This window comes from Mesorhizobium sp. L103C105A0 (assembly GCF_000502215.1).
Lineage (GTDB): Bacteria > Pseudomonadota > Alphaproteobacteria > Rhizobiales > Rhizobiaceae > Mesorhizobium.
This window is the reverse complement of the sequence record NZ_AYXF01000004.1, coordinates 202,163-216,560: the sequence shown is the minus strand read 5'-3', so window position 1 is coordinate 216,560 and position 14,398 is coordinate 202,163. Positions and strand designations below refer to the sequence as shown.

Below are 14,398 nucleotides of genomic sequence, written 5' to 3'. Positions count from 1 at the left end.
CTATGGAGCTTCTGGTTTGTTTTCGGACATAGTGGGCCACTCATCAGCAGAGCAAACGTACCCGCATTTGCCGCACTTGATCTTGGCGCTTGCGTTATCGATGTCTTCGCCCGGCTGAAGGTCGAAGCCGCGATTTTCGCACTTTGGGCAAACTGTGAAACCGATACGTTGAACAACTTTAATCCACGCCATTCGACTTCTCTTATCAACGGCTAATCGAATCTATTTTCTGCCCCTTGAGGTTTGTCCACAATGAGTAGAATCCGGCCATTCAGAGCGACTGGGCTTTGCCGCGTCGCGCTAGCAAATCTTCCGGCTCGAACCAAAACACACCGCTCAGCCTGCCCGCAGCGCCCTTCGCGTCACCGAAGTCCGGCACTTGATATTCCGCAACCAATCGTAGCCGCGACAGCGGCAGATCGGCGCGGCGGGGATCGCCGACCAGCACCTCGATGCCGGCTGCCAGGCAGCGGTCGAGGAACGGGATCATCCGCAGAGCAACCTCGCGGCCGTAGAACACGTCGCCGGCAAGCACGAGGTCGACCGCTGGCGGCGGGCCCGTCGTGATATCCTGGTCGACAATGGTGATCTCGACGCCGTTGGCCAACGCGTTGAGGCCGATCGCGGCGACGCCGTTGCGATCGATCTCCGCCGCGATCACCGCGCTGGCGCCGGCCTTGGCGGCGGCGATGCCGACGAGGCCCGAGCCGGCGCCGAGGTCGAGCACGCGGTGACCGGCCACGATTTGCGGATGGTCGAGTATATAGCGCGCCAGCACGGCGCCGCCGGCCCAGGCATAGGCCCAGTAGGGCGGCTGCGGCTCAGCTTCGTGCTCCTCGGTCTGGCTGCCGTCTTCCGGTCCATGAGCTCGCCACTCGACAAGCCGCCTCAGGCCGCTGCCGGAATGAGCCGTATAGAGCTGGATTTCACGAAGGGCGGGAACGGGCGCAAGCCGCAGGTTCGCCTTGATGAACACTACTGCATCGGGACGCCGACTATCGTCCGCCATCCCGCCGTCGCCAGGCTCGCCGTTCAAATTATTCCCGCAGCGCCCGGCGCAAAATCTTGCCCACCGGCGTCTTCGGCAGCTCGGTCCTGAACTCGATGTATTTCGGCCGCTTGTAGCCGGTCAGGTTCTCGCGACAATACGCAGTGATTGCCTCAACGGTCAGCGCCGGATCCTTCTTGACGATGAACAGCTTCGGCACTTCGCCCGAATGCTCGTCCGGCACGCCGACCGCCGCCACTTCGAGCACGCCCGGATGCTGGGCGACGACTTCCTCGAGTTCGTTGGGGTAGACGTTGAAGCCGGAGACCAGGATCATGTCCTTCTTGCGGTCGACGATCTTGGTGTAGCCGCGCTCGTCCATGAAGCCCATGTCGCCGGATTTGAAAAACCCGTCCTTGGTCATCACCTTGGCGGTCTCGTCCGGCCGGTTCCAGTAACCGGCCATGACCTGCGGCCCGCGAATGCAGATCTCGCCGACCTCGCCGAGCGGCAGGTTGTTGCCGTCATCGTCGCGGATGACGATCTCGGTCGACGGCAGCGGCAGGCCGATCGTGCCGGTGAAATTGCTGTCGCTGAACTTGTTGGCGGTCGCCACCGGCGAGGTCTCCGACAGCCCGTAGCCCTCGGTGATCGAATTGCCGGTCAGCGCCTTCCAGCGCTCGGCAACCCCCTTCTGCACCGCCATGCCACCACCCAGCGTCATGATCAGCGGCTTGAAGTCGAGCTTGCGGAAATCCTCGTTGTTGAGCAGCGCGTTGAACAGCGTGTTGAGGCCGGGGAAAATGTGCATCGGGTATTTCTGCAGCTCCTTGACGAAGCCGGGAATGTCGCGCGGGTTGGGAACGAGCACGTTCTGGGCGCCCTGCTGCATGCCCATCAGCGCGTTCACCGTCAGCGCGAAGATATGGTAGAGCGGCAGTGCGCAGATGAAGTTGAGATGCGCCGGTTTCGGCTTGATCGCGTAGGCGTCCTGCAGCCATAGCGTGTTCTGCGCGACATTGGACAGCACATTGGAGTGCAGCAGCACAGCACCTTTGGAAATCCCCGTGGTTCCGCCGGTATATTGCAGGAAGGCGATGTCGCCGGCCTCCATCTTGGCCGGTTTGAAGGCGATGCCGGCGCCGGCTTTCACCACCGCATTGAACTTGACATGGCCGGGCAGCGACCAGGCCGGCACCATCTTCTTCACCCGGCGCACGACGAGGTTGACGAGCGTGCCCTTGAGGCCGCCGAGCATGTCGCCCATCGCCGCGACCACCACATGCTTGACCGCCGTCCTGGCAATCACCGCCTCCAGGGTGCTGGCGAAATTCTCCAGAATGACGATCGCCTGCGCGCCGGAATCCTTGAGCTGGTGTTCGAGCTCGCGCGGCGTGTAGAGCGGATTGATGTTCACCACGACATAGCCGGCGCGAAGCACGGCCATCATCGCCACCGGATATTGCAGCACATTCGGCATCATCAGCGCCACGCGTGCGCCTTTCTGCAGGCCCTTCGATTGCAGATAAGCGCCGAAAGCGGCCGATTGCCGCTCGAGTTCGGCATAGGAGATCGACTTGCCCATGCAGACGTATGCCGGCTGGCCGGAAAACTGCTTGCAGGCGCCGACGAGGAAGTCGCCGATCGAACTGTAGGGCAGGGCGCCGATCTCCGCCGGCACGACTTTCGAATAGCTTTTTAGCCATGGCTTTTCCGGCAAGCCCGCGGCAAGCGCCGTCAGCGTATTCGGCAGTTTTTTGGCCGCGCCCGGCGACGGCTTCGAGGCGGGCTTCGCCGCGGCTGTCTTGGCGGCTGGCGGCTGGGCGGGCTTTGCAGCAGGTGCTGTCTTCGCCGCGCGCTTGACCGCAGGTTTCGCCGCCGGCTTGGCGCTTGCCTTCGCCGGCGTCGAGATTGCCGTTGGCTTGACGGCGGGAGTGGCTTTGGCCGGTGGCGCTTTCGACTTGGCGGCAGCGGCGGCCGGTTTTGAAGCTTTCGCCGCTTTTGCTTTCGCCGGGGCCGTTGTCTTTGTTGCTTTCGCCACCTCTAGCCTCCCTCAGTCGTTCTGTTGCCTGCTCCATGCTGCGCCGCCTCGATGTGGTGAGGCGTCCTCCGCTGCAGCGATGTCGCGGATTCCCGGAAAATCCAGCGTGTCACCTATCTATTGCGACTATCGGCGGCCGTGCAAGTCTTGCCCCAGCGGCAGGACGGCAAAGATTTGCCGTCGAAATCCTTCCCGCGACGCCGGCTCGGCAATGCCGTCCTGTCGTGTCGGTGGCGAAACCCAGGCTTGTGGATTTTTGGCTTACGATTGCTGCGATCAATGAAAAAATGCGGTCGTTAACAATCCCGTGATTAGCAGATTTTGCTATTTGTTTCTGCAGTTCGTCAAAGACCGAGAAATATTTTCTGCTTACGGTGGGGTAGGCAAACAGGGTGTTCCAAAGCCGGAAAAACGGTGCTTATATGCGCGCTTCGCGAGCCTATAGAGGGGCTTGGTAGAACATCAGGGAGTGCTCAATGAAAAAGAAACTGACTTTTGCAGCCGCGTTGCTGGCTGCAAGCGTCCTCGGCGGTGTGGCCAATGCCAAGACGCTGGTCTATTGCTCGGAGGCCTCGCCGGCCAACTTCGACCCGGGTACCACGACGGGCGGCAACGACTTCGACGCCTCGTCGCGCACCGTCTATTCGCGCCTGGTCGAGTTCAAGCATGGCGGCACCGAAGTTGTGCCCGGTCTCGCCGACAAATGGGAGATTTCGGACGACGGCCTGGTCTATACTTTCCACCTGCATCCGGGCGTGAAGTTCCAGACGACAGATTTCTTCAAGCCGACGCGTGATTTCAATGCCGACGACGTCGTCTTTTCGTTCGATCGCCAGTTCAACAAGGAAAACCCCTGGAACGGCGAGAAGTACCTGCCGAACCTGACCTGGGACTACTACACCGGCATGGACATGCCGAAATACGTCGCCAAGTGGGAAAAGGTCGATGACCTGACCGTGAAGCTGACGCTGACCGAGCCGAACGCGCCGATGCTGGCCAATCTCGGCATGGACTTCGCCTCGATCGTGTCGAAGGAATATGCCGACCAGCTGGAAAAAGACGGCAAGATGGCCGACTTCTCGACCAAGCCGGTCGGTACAGGTCCGTTCCAGTTCGTCGACTACCAGCTGGATTCGGTCATCCGCTATGCGGCCAACCCGGACTACTTCAAGGGCAAGGAAAAGATCGACGATCTCGTCTTCGCGATCACGCCTGACGCCACCGCCCGCATCCAGAAGGTGCTCGCCGGCGAATGCGATATCGCGCCCTATCCGAATCCTGCCGACATCGGCACGATCAAGGCCAACGCCGACGTGACCCTGATGGATCAGGCTGGCCTCAACATCGGCTATATGAGCTACAACACCACCATCCCGCCGCTCGACAAGCCTGAAGTGCGCCATGCGCTCAACCAGGCGATCGATCGGGAATCGCTCATCAAGTCGCTGTTCCAGGACGCCGGCGCCACGCCGGCCGTAAACCTGATCCCGCCGACCATGTGGTCGTGGAACAAGGACGTGAAGTCCGACGCCTATGATCCGGAAGCCGCCAAGAAGGTGCTGGCCGATGCCGGATTGAAGGAGATCCAGCTTTGGGCCTCCGACCGCGTCCGTCCCTACAACCCGAACTTCCAGCGCGCCGCCGAACTGATCCAGGCTGACTGGGCCAAGGTCGGCGTCAAGGCGGAGATCGTCAGCTACGAGTGGACGAAGTACCGCGAAGAAGGCAAGAAGAAGGAGCGTCCGGGCGCCTTCCAGATCGGCTGGACCGGTGACAATGGCGATCCGGACAATTTCTTCGCCACGCTGTTCGCCTGCTCGGCCATCGGCGTGTCGAACTACTCCAGCTGGTGCGACAAGGACTTCGAGGATCTGATCCAGAAGGCCAAGAAGACCAGCGACCAGGCCGAACGCACCAAGCTCTATGAAGAGGCGCAGGTTGTCTTCCAGAAGCAGGCTCCGGCCTTCCTCATGGCACACAGCCAGGTCTACGCAGTCGTGCGCAAGAATGTCAGCGGCTTCATGATGGACCCGCTCGGCATTCATCGCTTCGACGGCGTCGACAAGGCCGAATAGAACTGTTAGGCGGGCGGCGCGCAATCAGGCGCCGCCCGCTTTTCAAGATGCTCCGATATCTCCTAAACAAAATCGTCTTGGTGCTGCCGACGCTGATCGGCATCACCATCTGCGCCTTCGCTTTCGTCAGGCTGCTGCCCGGCGATCCCATTCTTGCCATGGCCGGCGAGCATGGCGTGTCGCCCGAGCGTTACGCGGAACTGAAGGAACAGTTCGGCTACAATTTGCCGATCTGGCAGCAATACGCGCATTATGTCCGCGATGCCGCGACCGGCAATTTCGGCGTGTCGATTTCGTCCAAGCGGCCGGTCATCGAAGATTTCATGACGCTCTTCCCGGCAACCATCGAGCTCTCAGTCTTCGCCATGATCTTCGCCATGGTGCTGGCCATCCCGGCCGGCATCATTGCTGCGGTCAAACGCGGCTCCTGGTTCGACCAGGGGCTGATGGGCACCGCCCTCGTCGGCTATTCCATGCCGATCTTCTGGTGGGGCCTGCTGCTGATCATCTTTTTCTCCGGCTATCTCGGCTGGACCCCGGTTTCAGGCCGCATCGGCCTTCAGTTCTTTATCAAGCCGATCACCGGCTTCCTGACCCTCGACAGCCTGCTCTACGGCAAATGGGATGCTTTCCGCTCGGCATTGAGCCACCTGGTGCTGCCGACAATTGTGCTCGGCACCATCCCGCTGGCGGTGATCGCGCGCCAGACGCGCTCGGCCATGCTCGAAGTGCTGGGCGAAGACTATGTGCGGACCGCCCGCGCCAAGGGCCTGTCGTCGTCCCGCGTCATCGGCGTGCATGCGCTGCGCAATGCGCTGATCCCGGTGGTCACCACCATCGGCCTGCAGGTCAGTACCCTGCTCGCCGGCGCCATTCTCACAGAAACCATCTTCGCCTGGCCGGGCATCGGCAAGTGGATGGTCGAATCCATATCCAAGCGCGACTATGTCGTCGTGCAGTCAGGCTTGCTGCTGATCGCCCTTATCGTCATGGCCGTGAACCTGATCGTCGACGTGCTTTATGCCGTCATCAACCCGCGCATCAGGGCGGCGTGATGAGCCAGTCGACCGAAATCGCCCCGATGGCCGCCGGCAACCCTGACCGACTGACCGGCTTCAGGACTTTCTGGCACTATTTCTCGGTAAACCGCGGCGCCGTCATCGGCCTGTTCGTCTTCATCCTTTTGGTGCTGGCCGCGCTCTTTGCACCGCTGCTCGCGCCCTATGCGCCCGACATCCAGGACAAGACCGCTTTCTTGCGTCCGCCGGCCTGGCAGGCAGGCGGCAGCATGGAATATCTGCTTGGCACCGACGCGGTCGGCCGCGACATGCTCTCGCGCCTGCTCTATGGCGCGCGTTTCTCGCTGCTCATCGGCGCCGTCGTGGTCACGCTGGCGCTTGTCGGCGGCATCACGCTCGGCCTTTTGGCTGGCTATTTCCGGGGCTGGGTCGACGTGGCGATCATGCGGGTCATGGATCTGATCCTGTCCTTCCCGTCGCTGCTCTTGGCGCTGGTTCTGGTCACCATCCTCGGCCCCGGCCTGTTCAACGCCATGCTGGCCATCGCGCTTGTCCTGCAACCCCACTTTGCCCGTCTGGTGCGCGCTGCCGTCATGGCCGAAAAGAGCCGCGAATATGTGGTCGCCGCCAAGGTCGCCGGCGCCGGCCATATAAGGCTTATGCTGCGCACCATCCTGCCCAACTGCCTGGCGCCGCTGATCGTGCAGGGCACGCTGTCCTTCTCCAACGCCATCCTGGAGGCGGCCGCTCTCGGCTTTCTCGGCCTTGGCGCCCAGCCGCCGACACCGGAATGGGGAACCATGCTCGCCTCGGCGCGTGAATTCATCCTGCGCGCCTGGTGGGTGGTGACCTTCCCCGGTCTGGCCATCCTCATCACCGTGCTTGCCATCAACCTGATCGGCGACGGTCTGCGCGATGCGCTCGATCCGAAGCTGAGGAGGTCGTAATGGCGCTGCTCGACATCCGCAATCTCGTCGTCGAGTTCCAGACCGCATCCGGCCCGTTCCGCGCGGTCGATGGCGTCTCGCTCCATGTGAACGAACGTGAAGTGCTGGCCATCGTCGGCGAATCCGGCTCCGGCAAGTCGGTGTCGATGCTGGCTGTGATGGGGCTGTTGCCGTGGACGGCGACGGTCACTGCCGACCAGATGAGCTTCAACGGTCGCGATCTTCTGAAGATGAGCCCGGCCGACCGTCGCAAGATCGTCGGCAAGGACATGTCGATGATCTTCCAGGAGCCGATGGCCAGTCTCAATCCGTGCTTCACCGTCGGCTTCCAGATCGAGGAAGTGCTGCGCTTCCATATGGGCATGGACAAGGCCCAGCGTCGCGAGCGCGCCATCGAATTGCTGACGCAGGTCGGCATTGCCGAGCCGGCCGAACGGCTGAACTCGTTCCCGCACCAGATGTCGGGCGGCCAGTGCCAGCGGGTGATGATCGCCATCGCCATCGCCTGCAATCCCAAGCTTCTGATCGCCGACGAGCCGACCACCGCGCTCGACGTTACCATCCAGAAGCAGATCCTCGACCTGCTGGTCTCGCTGCAGGTCAAATACGGCATGGGCCTGATCATGATCACCCACAATATGGGCGTCGTCGCCGAGACCGCCGACCGCGTCATCGTCCAGTACAAGGGCCGCAAGATGGAAGAGGCCGACGTGCTGTCGCTGTTTGAATCGCCGAAGAGCAATTACACCCGCGCGCTTTTGTCGGCGCTGCCGGAAAATGCCGTCGGCGACCGGCTACCGACCGTCTCGGACATGCTGTTCGAACCGGCTGCCGGGGGCGTCTGATGAGCATCAAGGTCGTCGAAGGCAAGGACATCGTGCGCGACTATCACGTCGGCGGCGGCCTGTTTCGCGGCGCGCGCACCGTGCATGCGGTCAAGGGCGTCTCGTTCAGCGTCGACAAGGGCAAGACGCTGGCCATCGTCGGTGAATCGGGCTGCGGCAAGTCAACGCTGGCGCGCATCATCACGCTGATCGATCCGGCAACGTCGGGCGAACTGTTCATCGACGGCAACAAGGTCGACATCGCAAGGAACGGCCTGACCAGGGAGATGCGCCGCAAGGTGCAGATCGTCTTCCAGAACCCTTACGGATCGCTCAATCCGCGCCAAAAGATCGGAGATGTGCTGGGCGAGCCGCTGCTCATCAACACCGACAAGCCGGCCGAAGAGCGGCGCGACCTCGCCATGAGGATGCTGAAGAAAGTCGGCCTCGGAACCGAGCACTACAATCGCTATCCTCACATGTTCTCGGGCGGCCAGCGCCAGCGCATCGCCATTGCCCGCGCGCTGATGCTGAACCCGAGCCTGCTGGTGCTTGACGAACCGGTCTCCGCGCTCGATCTTTCGGTGCAGGCGCAGGTGCTCAACCTGCTCGCCGACCTGCAGGACGAATTCCAGCTGACCTATGTCTTCATCAGCCACGATCTGTCGGTCGTGCGCTACATCGCCGACGATGTGATGGTGATGTATTTCGGCGAAGCCGTCGAATACGGCTCGCGCGAGGAGGTCTTCGCCGACCCCAAGCACAACTACACCAGGACGCTGTTCGCCGCGACGCCGCGCGCCGACGTCGCCTCGATCAAGGCGCGGCTGGCGAAGAAGAAGGCCGCCTGACCTCCCACCGAGAATTGTTTTTGAACAATCGGAAATGCGTCGCGGCGGTGGTTTGCCGGCAGGATTGATCGCGATCTGCGAGCTGCCGGGCGCAAGCCGCGTCGCAGGTTGGGGTGCGCCCCATCACTCACCCGCTCCGTGCTGGTAAAGCTCGTCCATGCTGAGCGTTGCCAGGGTTGCGAAGGGGGCCTGTTTTTTCACCCGACCGCGGCTCAAGATCACCACGTCGTCGCAGAACGATATGGTGCTGTAATGATGACTGATGACAATGGTGGTGCGGCGGCCGGCCCGCGATTTCAGCGTCTCGACAATAGCGGCTTCTGACAACCCATCCACCGCACTGGTGGCTTCGTCGAGGATGAGAATATCGGGATCGCGCACCAGCGCCCGCGCCAGGGCGATCCTTTGCCTTTGTCCGGCTGACAGGTTGATGCCCCGGTATCCGACCAGTGTCGCGTAGCCCTGCGGCAGGTGCTCGATGAATTGATGTGCCTCGGCCAGCCTTGCGGCGCGCATGGCGTCGCTGGCCGACGCCGTGTCGTAGCCGTAGATAATGTTTTCAAAAATGGTGCCATCGACCAGTTCCAGCTCCTGACTGGCCAGGGCAATGTTCCGCCGCCACTGGCTTGGGTCCACTTCATCGAGCGGTGCCCCATCGACGAGGATCCTGCCGCTGTCGGGTTTGACGAAGCGGCACAGGAGATTGACGATCGTCGTCTTGCCGGCGCCCGAGCGGCCGATCAGCGCCGTCGAGCGGCCGCTGCGGATGTCGAACACCGCCTTATGCAGCACCGCCTCGCGCGCGTCGGGGCCTGACAGGGGACCGGAATAGGCGAAGCTCACATCATCGAAGCTGATCCCTTGGCGCAAGCCGTCGAACGGCAGGCTGCCCTGCGGCGCCTCGGGCTTGTCGGAAGGATCGAGCAGCCATTGTACCTCCTCCAGCGAGCCGCTCATGCCTTGCAACTGACTCCAGGACATCTGCAAGGCCCGCATATGCGGCTGCAGTCGGTAGAGCAGGATGAGGAAGGCGACGGTCAGCGGGAAGCTTACATTCGCCAGCCAGGCTCCGATCACCACCGCCAGGAACAGCATCGCGTGCAACACCTCGGTCAGTGGCGGCAAGACGCCCTGGCGGATTGAAAGCACGAAAGCCGCCCGCCGCACCCCGTCGGACGCTTTGGCGAAGACCGCCTTTTCGCGGTTCTCCTGCCCGAAGATGCGAATCAGGCGCCCGGCATGCACCAGATGCAGCATCTGCGACGCCAGTGCGCTGTTGCGCGAGACGACGCTGCGGCTCGGCGCCTTCAGATTGGACGACAAAACCCCGTGCGCCAGTTGGACGAGCGCCAGCCCTAGCGTCACCAGCAGCGTCATCTGCCAAGAGAGGAGCAGGAGGAAGGCGAGCAGGATGACGGCGGCCGAGGCACTGACGATCGCGCCGAGCAGGGCCTGGATAGCGTCGGATGCTCGCCAGGATTCGTTGGAGATGATGTTGAGCAGCCGCCCGGGGCTTTGCTGCAGGAAAAAGGGGTAGCCGACCCTGAGCAACTGCTCCGACAGTGCGCTACGGATCGAATAACCTGCCTTGCCGTAGATGTAGCTGGTCAGCAGAGTGTTGGCGAAGGCAAAGACATTTTTCAGTACGATCGAACCGAGGATCGCGGCCGAAATGGCGATCAGCCGCTGGCGCTCGCCGAGGTCCGCTCCAACCTGCTGGAGGAGGGCGGAGAAACCGGCCATGCCTGATGTTTCGCCACGTCCCATAATGATGCCGAGCAGCGGAATGATGAGACCGATGCCGAGGCCTTCCAGCGCGGCGCCCGCAAGCCCGAGCCCCACCACGACGGGAACGAGCCGCAACAGCCTGCCACCAAGCGCGCGGCGCAGCATTGGCAGGGCTGACGGAATCAGTGACATTATCGCGCTCTGGCCTCCGCATTGGCTTCGCTGGCTTCTCGGTCGTGGCGCAGCGGCAGCCGTTTTGGCCATCCCATCATGACGAGCAGCGCAAATCTGGCGGCACCTGCCAGATTCATAACAACAATAGGCCAGTGCGACAGATCGAGGTCGCGGTCAAAGCGAGGACGGCCCGCCAGTTCCCTGAACGCGGCCCGCGCGGACCAATAGACATGGCGAAGCAGCCAAGGGGCGTGGCGGACATGTTTCAGGCACAGCGCACCATTACCGAGGCTATAGTCGCGGTGCAGCCTGTCGATCGATTTGCGGTCTCGCCGGCCGTGATGATGCAAGACCGTCATGTCGGGCACATACTCGACCGGCATGCCGAGCAGCATCGCCCGCACGAGATAATCAGTATCTTCAGCCGAGCGTAGCGGGCCGCCAGCGCCGAAGCGTTCGTCGAACGAGCCGATGCGGGCCGCGACGTCGCGGTGCATGGTCATGTTGCAGCCGAGCACGAAGCCGCCGGGGTGGACCGCCGGGGTCAGCCGCTCGCTTGCCTCGCGGAGCTTTATGGTGAAGGGCAGGTCCCGGGCATCACCGAGCTCGACCCGGCCGCCGCGGATCAGCCACTTCTCGCCACTCCGGTAGTGCCGCTCCAGGTCGCGGAGATAGTCGCGGTCGAGCTTGCAGTCGTCGTCGACGAAGACCAGCACGCGGCCTCGCGCTCGCGCCAATCCGGCATTGCGGGCAGCGGCTAGTCCGGGGCGAGTCTCCGAGACGGCTGTGACTGGGATGTCGGAAGTTTCGGCGATAGCGGCCAGCCGCTTTGACGTGCCGTCCCGTGAACCATTATCGACCACCACCAACTCTGCCGCGAAGGTGGCGTGCACCCGGCATGCGGTCTGGATCGAGGCTATGCAAGCCTCCAGCACAGCGGCGCGGTCGCGCGTGCAGACGATGAAACTGACCTCGAGCGACGGCCGCTCCGATCGGGGAGATGTCGGGACCGGCGCACTCGCAAACTGGTGATCGCGCAGGAGCGGGTGGGGCCTGTCGGTCATACCAGTCCCCGCTGATAACGCGCAAGCACCGCTTCGGCCGGCGTGGTTTTGAAGAAGTAGGCCACCGCGTCCGCCCGCTTTCCGGCCCTTATCGAGAGCAGGCTGAGCCAAGGCGCCCAGACGCCGGGACGCAGCGCATATTGTTCGCGGCGCCGGATGAAATTCCATCTCGCCGTCCGCGTGAGCAATTCGTGGGTCAGCGGCGGTTCTCCTTCGTCGCCGACGAGTTGGTAGAGGAAATAGAACAGGTTCAGCGCGCCTGCCTCGAAGCTTGGCCGTGTGTCGGTCGGCAGCTCGGAAATCCGCTCTTCGAGCGCACGGATGAAATCGGCTGCGCGCGAAACCGTGTCGAAAGAGACGGCCTCGCCGATGTCGCGCAGATCCGCTGTGGTTTCAGCAAGCCCCTCACGCTCGAGATTTTCGGCCACGATCCGCAAATGCGTCCTGCGCATTTCCTTGGCATGCCGCATGGTCACGCTTCCCGCATGGATGCGATAGACGAGCAGGCTATCGGGCAATATGGTCGCCGGGAAACGGCCGGCAAGCCGTCTGAAGAGATCGAAATCCTCGGCATGCCTATATTTTGGATCGTAATAGAGATCGTTGTTCCCAATAACCTTCCTGTTATAGATCACCGTCGGATGTAAGAATATCGTAAAGAACATCGACAATATGTCGAGCCGGCCGAGCCGGAACACCGGGTCTAGCCTGCCTTTGGCGATACGGCCGTGAAGCAAGGTATCGACGCAGGCGCCGCAGAAGCCGAGATCGGGCCGCCGCTCGAACAGTGCGACCTGGCGCGAGAGGCGCCGGGGATAGGCGACATCGTCCGCATCCATTCGCGCAACAAGCTCGCCCTGGGCCAGTCGTAGCCCTTCATTGAGGGTGGCGACGAGGCCGCGGTTCTCACGCGAGATGACAGAAACGCGATTGTCTGCCCGGCGGTATCGTTCGAGAATCTCGAGCGAGTTGTCAGTCGATCCGTCATCGATAGCGATGACCTCCAGGCGATCGTAGTCTTGCCGCAGAATGCTCTCCAGCGCAGCGGTGAGATAAGGCCCGGCATTGTAGACCGGCAGCAGGACGGAGACGAGCGGCGCGGTGGTCATCTCTGCGCATCCGTTCGCCGGAGTTCGAGTGCGGCGCGGCCATCGGGGGATCCGCCGGGATAGGCGTCCGCCGCCCTGCCGAGCCAGCCGGCATCGCCAGAGCGTGCCTGGGAGCGGCGGCGCGCTACATAGGGGAAGCGGCGCTTGAGGCCGTTGAGCGGCTTTTCGAAAGCCGTCCACGAGATCGAAGCGACGGCGATCGTGGCGGCGCTCGCGACCAGGAAACGCCCTGGCCCCTGCTCCGAGACATTGAGCGGGATCCAGGGCTGTGACTTGACGGCGAGCGACAGAAGGATCGGATGGTAAAGATAGACGCCGTAGCTGATGCGGCCCAGTGACAGCAGCGGTGGCAGTTCGAAAACCCTGCCGAGGACGCCGCCAAGGCCGGCTGAACAGGCGGCGACAACGGCCACCAGCGGCACCAGGGGCAGGATCTGCAGCAACGCCCAGCGGGCCCATTCCAGCATAGGATCGGCCGGCGCAGGGATAAGCCACTCAATCGCCAGGAAGACAGCCGCAAGGGCTGGCCAGCCTAGCCGCATCCATTGCGGCAGGCCGGCGCCTCTGGTCCGCCGGCAGGCAAGCAAAGCACCAAACGCCAGCGCGTCCATCGATGCTGGCGGCAGCAGGTCGCGCGCTAGCGCCGGGGTGGCGGTGATCGGCCAGTAGAAGCGATAGGCCAGCGACAACAGGATGACGCCGATAGTGATCGCTTCCACCCGCCGGCGGGGTGCGAGAAGCACGACCAGCGGCCAGGCGATATAGAACTGCTCCTCGATGCTCAGGCTCCAGAAATGGCAGAGTAGCCAGGGCGTCCATTCGTTGCGCAGCGCGTACCAAAAATTCGACAGGTAAAGCGCATGCCAGACGAGCGATCCACTGGACTGCTCCAGATCGGTCAGCCAGACGAACCCAAGCACGGCGAAATAGGGCGGGAATATGCGCAGCGCGCGCCTGATGTAGAAGGAACTCAATGCAGGGCCGGCTTTGAATTCGGCCGCGGCGCGCGCTTCGAGCAGCAGTCGTGTGATCAGGAAGCCGCTCAGCACAAAAAAAAGCCGCACCCCGATGTGGCCCCAAAAGGAGGACCCGTTGGGTGCAAGGAAATGGGAATAGAGAACCATCGTGACAGCGATGGCGCGCAGAGCGTCCAACTGATTGTCACGCGCGACCGCCATCAGCCATTTCCGCCGGTCTGAAATCTCCGATGAAGCCAGCGGCCCTGCATTCCGGGCCTCAGGTCGAGGCCTGCCAGCGTCGAGAGTGCGCCGACAACATCAAACCCGCGCCTTGTGCGCGGGACAGCCTCGAAATCGGTGCTGGCCAGCGAAAAATTCAAGCTGATCAACTTGGCGGAATCCTCCACGGCGCACTTCCCAGTACCAAATCCCCCAAGAAATGGTGCAACCGGGCAATGGTGCAGTGCAACACAAAATATCTATCGAGCTGTAATATTTGTGTGAGTTAGTGCTAAAAATGGGTATGATTTGCGAGTGCGTTGCGTCGCTGAGGGTTTTTCACGTCCGCAATGCTGCATGAGCAGTAGTACCATGTTAGAAAGGCACGGTTTAATTACAC

12 protein-coding genes are annotated in these 14,398 nt (G+C 62.4%); 5 read left to right on the top strand and 7 right to left on the bottom strand.

Going from position 1 to position 14,398, the window contains the following annotated elements; genetic code table 11:
• Nucleotides 1-271: 271 nt before the first annotated feature.
• Together X727_RS150080 and X727_RS150085 are read right to left on the bottom strand one after the other, a co-directional pair.
• Entirely contained in the window at nt 272-1,009 is a 738-nt protein-coding gene (locus X727_RS150080) for a 50S ribosomal protein L11 methyltransferase (protein WP_050591294.1), read from the bottom strand.
• 28 nt (nt 1,010-1,037) lie between these two features.
• A complete protein-coding gene (locus tag X727_RS150085) occupies nt 1,038-3,029 on the bottom strand; it encodes a long-chain fatty acid--CoA ligase (RefSeq protein ID WP_023834340.1) in 1,992 nt (663 codons plus the stop codon).
• Nucleotides 3,030-3,505: 476 nt separating this feature from the next.
• Between X727_RS150085 and X727_RS150090 the strand changes: the two genes are divergently transcribed.
• Genes X727_RS150090 through X727_RS150110 form a run of 5 tightly spaced genes read left to right on the top strand, consistent with a single transcriptional unit; the run spans nt 3,506 to nt 8,745 of the window.
• Nucleotides 3,506-5,104 (top strand): ABC transporter substrate-binding protein, encoded by a 1,599-nt coding sequence (locus X727_RS150090; protein ID WP_023669491.1) that lies wholly within the window; start codon nt 3,506-3,508, stop codon nt 5,102-5,104.
• Nucleotides 5,105-5,151: 47 nt separating this feature from the next.
• Nucleotides 5,152-6,159: an ABC transporter permease subunit gene (locus tag X727_RS150095; protein WP_023669492.1), complete on the top strand. Its 1,008-nt coding sequence runs from the start codon at nt 5,152-5,154 to the stop codon at nt 6,157-6,159.
• Between the two features lie 26 nt (nt 6,160-6,185).
• The gene (locus X727_RS150100; RefSeq protein WP_050485757.1) at nt 6,186-7,070 is read left to right on the top strand and encodes an ABC transporter permease subunit; all 885 of its coding nucleotides are present in this window, start codon (nt 6,186-6,188) and stop codon (nt 7,068-7,070) included.
• On the top strand, nt 7,070-7,915 hold the full coding sequence (locus X727_RS150105) for an ABC transporter ATP-binding protein (protein ID WP_023692618.1): 846 nt from the start codon (nt 7,070-7,072) through the stop codon (nt 7,913-7,915). Before X727_RS150100 ends, X727_RS150105 begins: the two co-directional genes overlap by 1 nt.
• Nucleotides 7,915-8,745, top strand: coding sequence for a dipeptide ABC transporter ATP-binding protein (locus X727_RS150110; protein ID WP_023682050.1), 831 nt, complete (start codon nt 7,915-7,917; stop codon nt 8,743-8,745). The genes X727_RS150105 and X727_RS150110 overlap by 1 nt, the downstream gene beginning before the upstream one ends.
• A 123-nt stretch (nt 8,746-8,868) precedes the next feature.
• On the opposite strand, the gene X727_RS150115 is transcribed toward X727_RS150110, so the two are convergent.
• From X727_RS150115 to X727_RS150135, 5 genes are read right to left on the bottom strand one after another with little or no spacing between them, the layout of a single operon-like run.
• Complete coding sequence (locus X727_RS150115; RefSeq protein WP_031202805.1) at nt 8,869-10,665, bottom strand: ABC transporter ATP-binding protein; 1,797 nt, start codon at nt 10,663-10,665, stop codon at nt 8,869-8,871.
• Nucleotides 10,665-11,711 (bottom strand): glycosyltransferase, encoded by a 1,047-nt coding sequence (locus X727_RS150120; protein ID WP_023712595.1) that lies wholly within the window; start codon nt 11,709-11,711, stop codon nt 10,665-10,667. The genes X727_RS150115 and X727_RS150120 overlap by 1 nt, the downstream gene beginning before the upstream one ends.
• Complete coding sequence (locus tag X727_RS150125; protein WP_023682047.1) at nt 11,708-12,820, bottom strand: glycosyltransferase; 1,113 nt, start codon at nt 12,818-12,820, stop codon at nt 11,708-11,710. Before X727_RS150125 ends, X727_RS150120 begins: the two co-directional genes overlap by 4 nt.
• Nucleotides 12,817-13,998 (bottom strand): acyltransferase, encoded by a 1,182-nt coding sequence (locus X727_RS150130; RefSeq protein WP_023669499.1) that lies wholly within the window; start codon nt 13,996-13,998, stop codon nt 12,817-12,819. The genes X727_RS150125 and X727_RS150130 overlap by 4 nt, the downstream gene beginning before the upstream one ends.
• Entirely contained in the window at nt 13,998-14,186 is a 189-nt protein-coding gene (locus tag X727_RS150135; RefSeq protein WP_023834339.1) for a hypothetical protein, read from the bottom strand. Before X727_RS150135 ends, X727_RS150130 begins: the two co-directional genes overlap by 1 nt.
• Nucleotides 14,187-14,398: the final 212 nt, after the last annotated feature.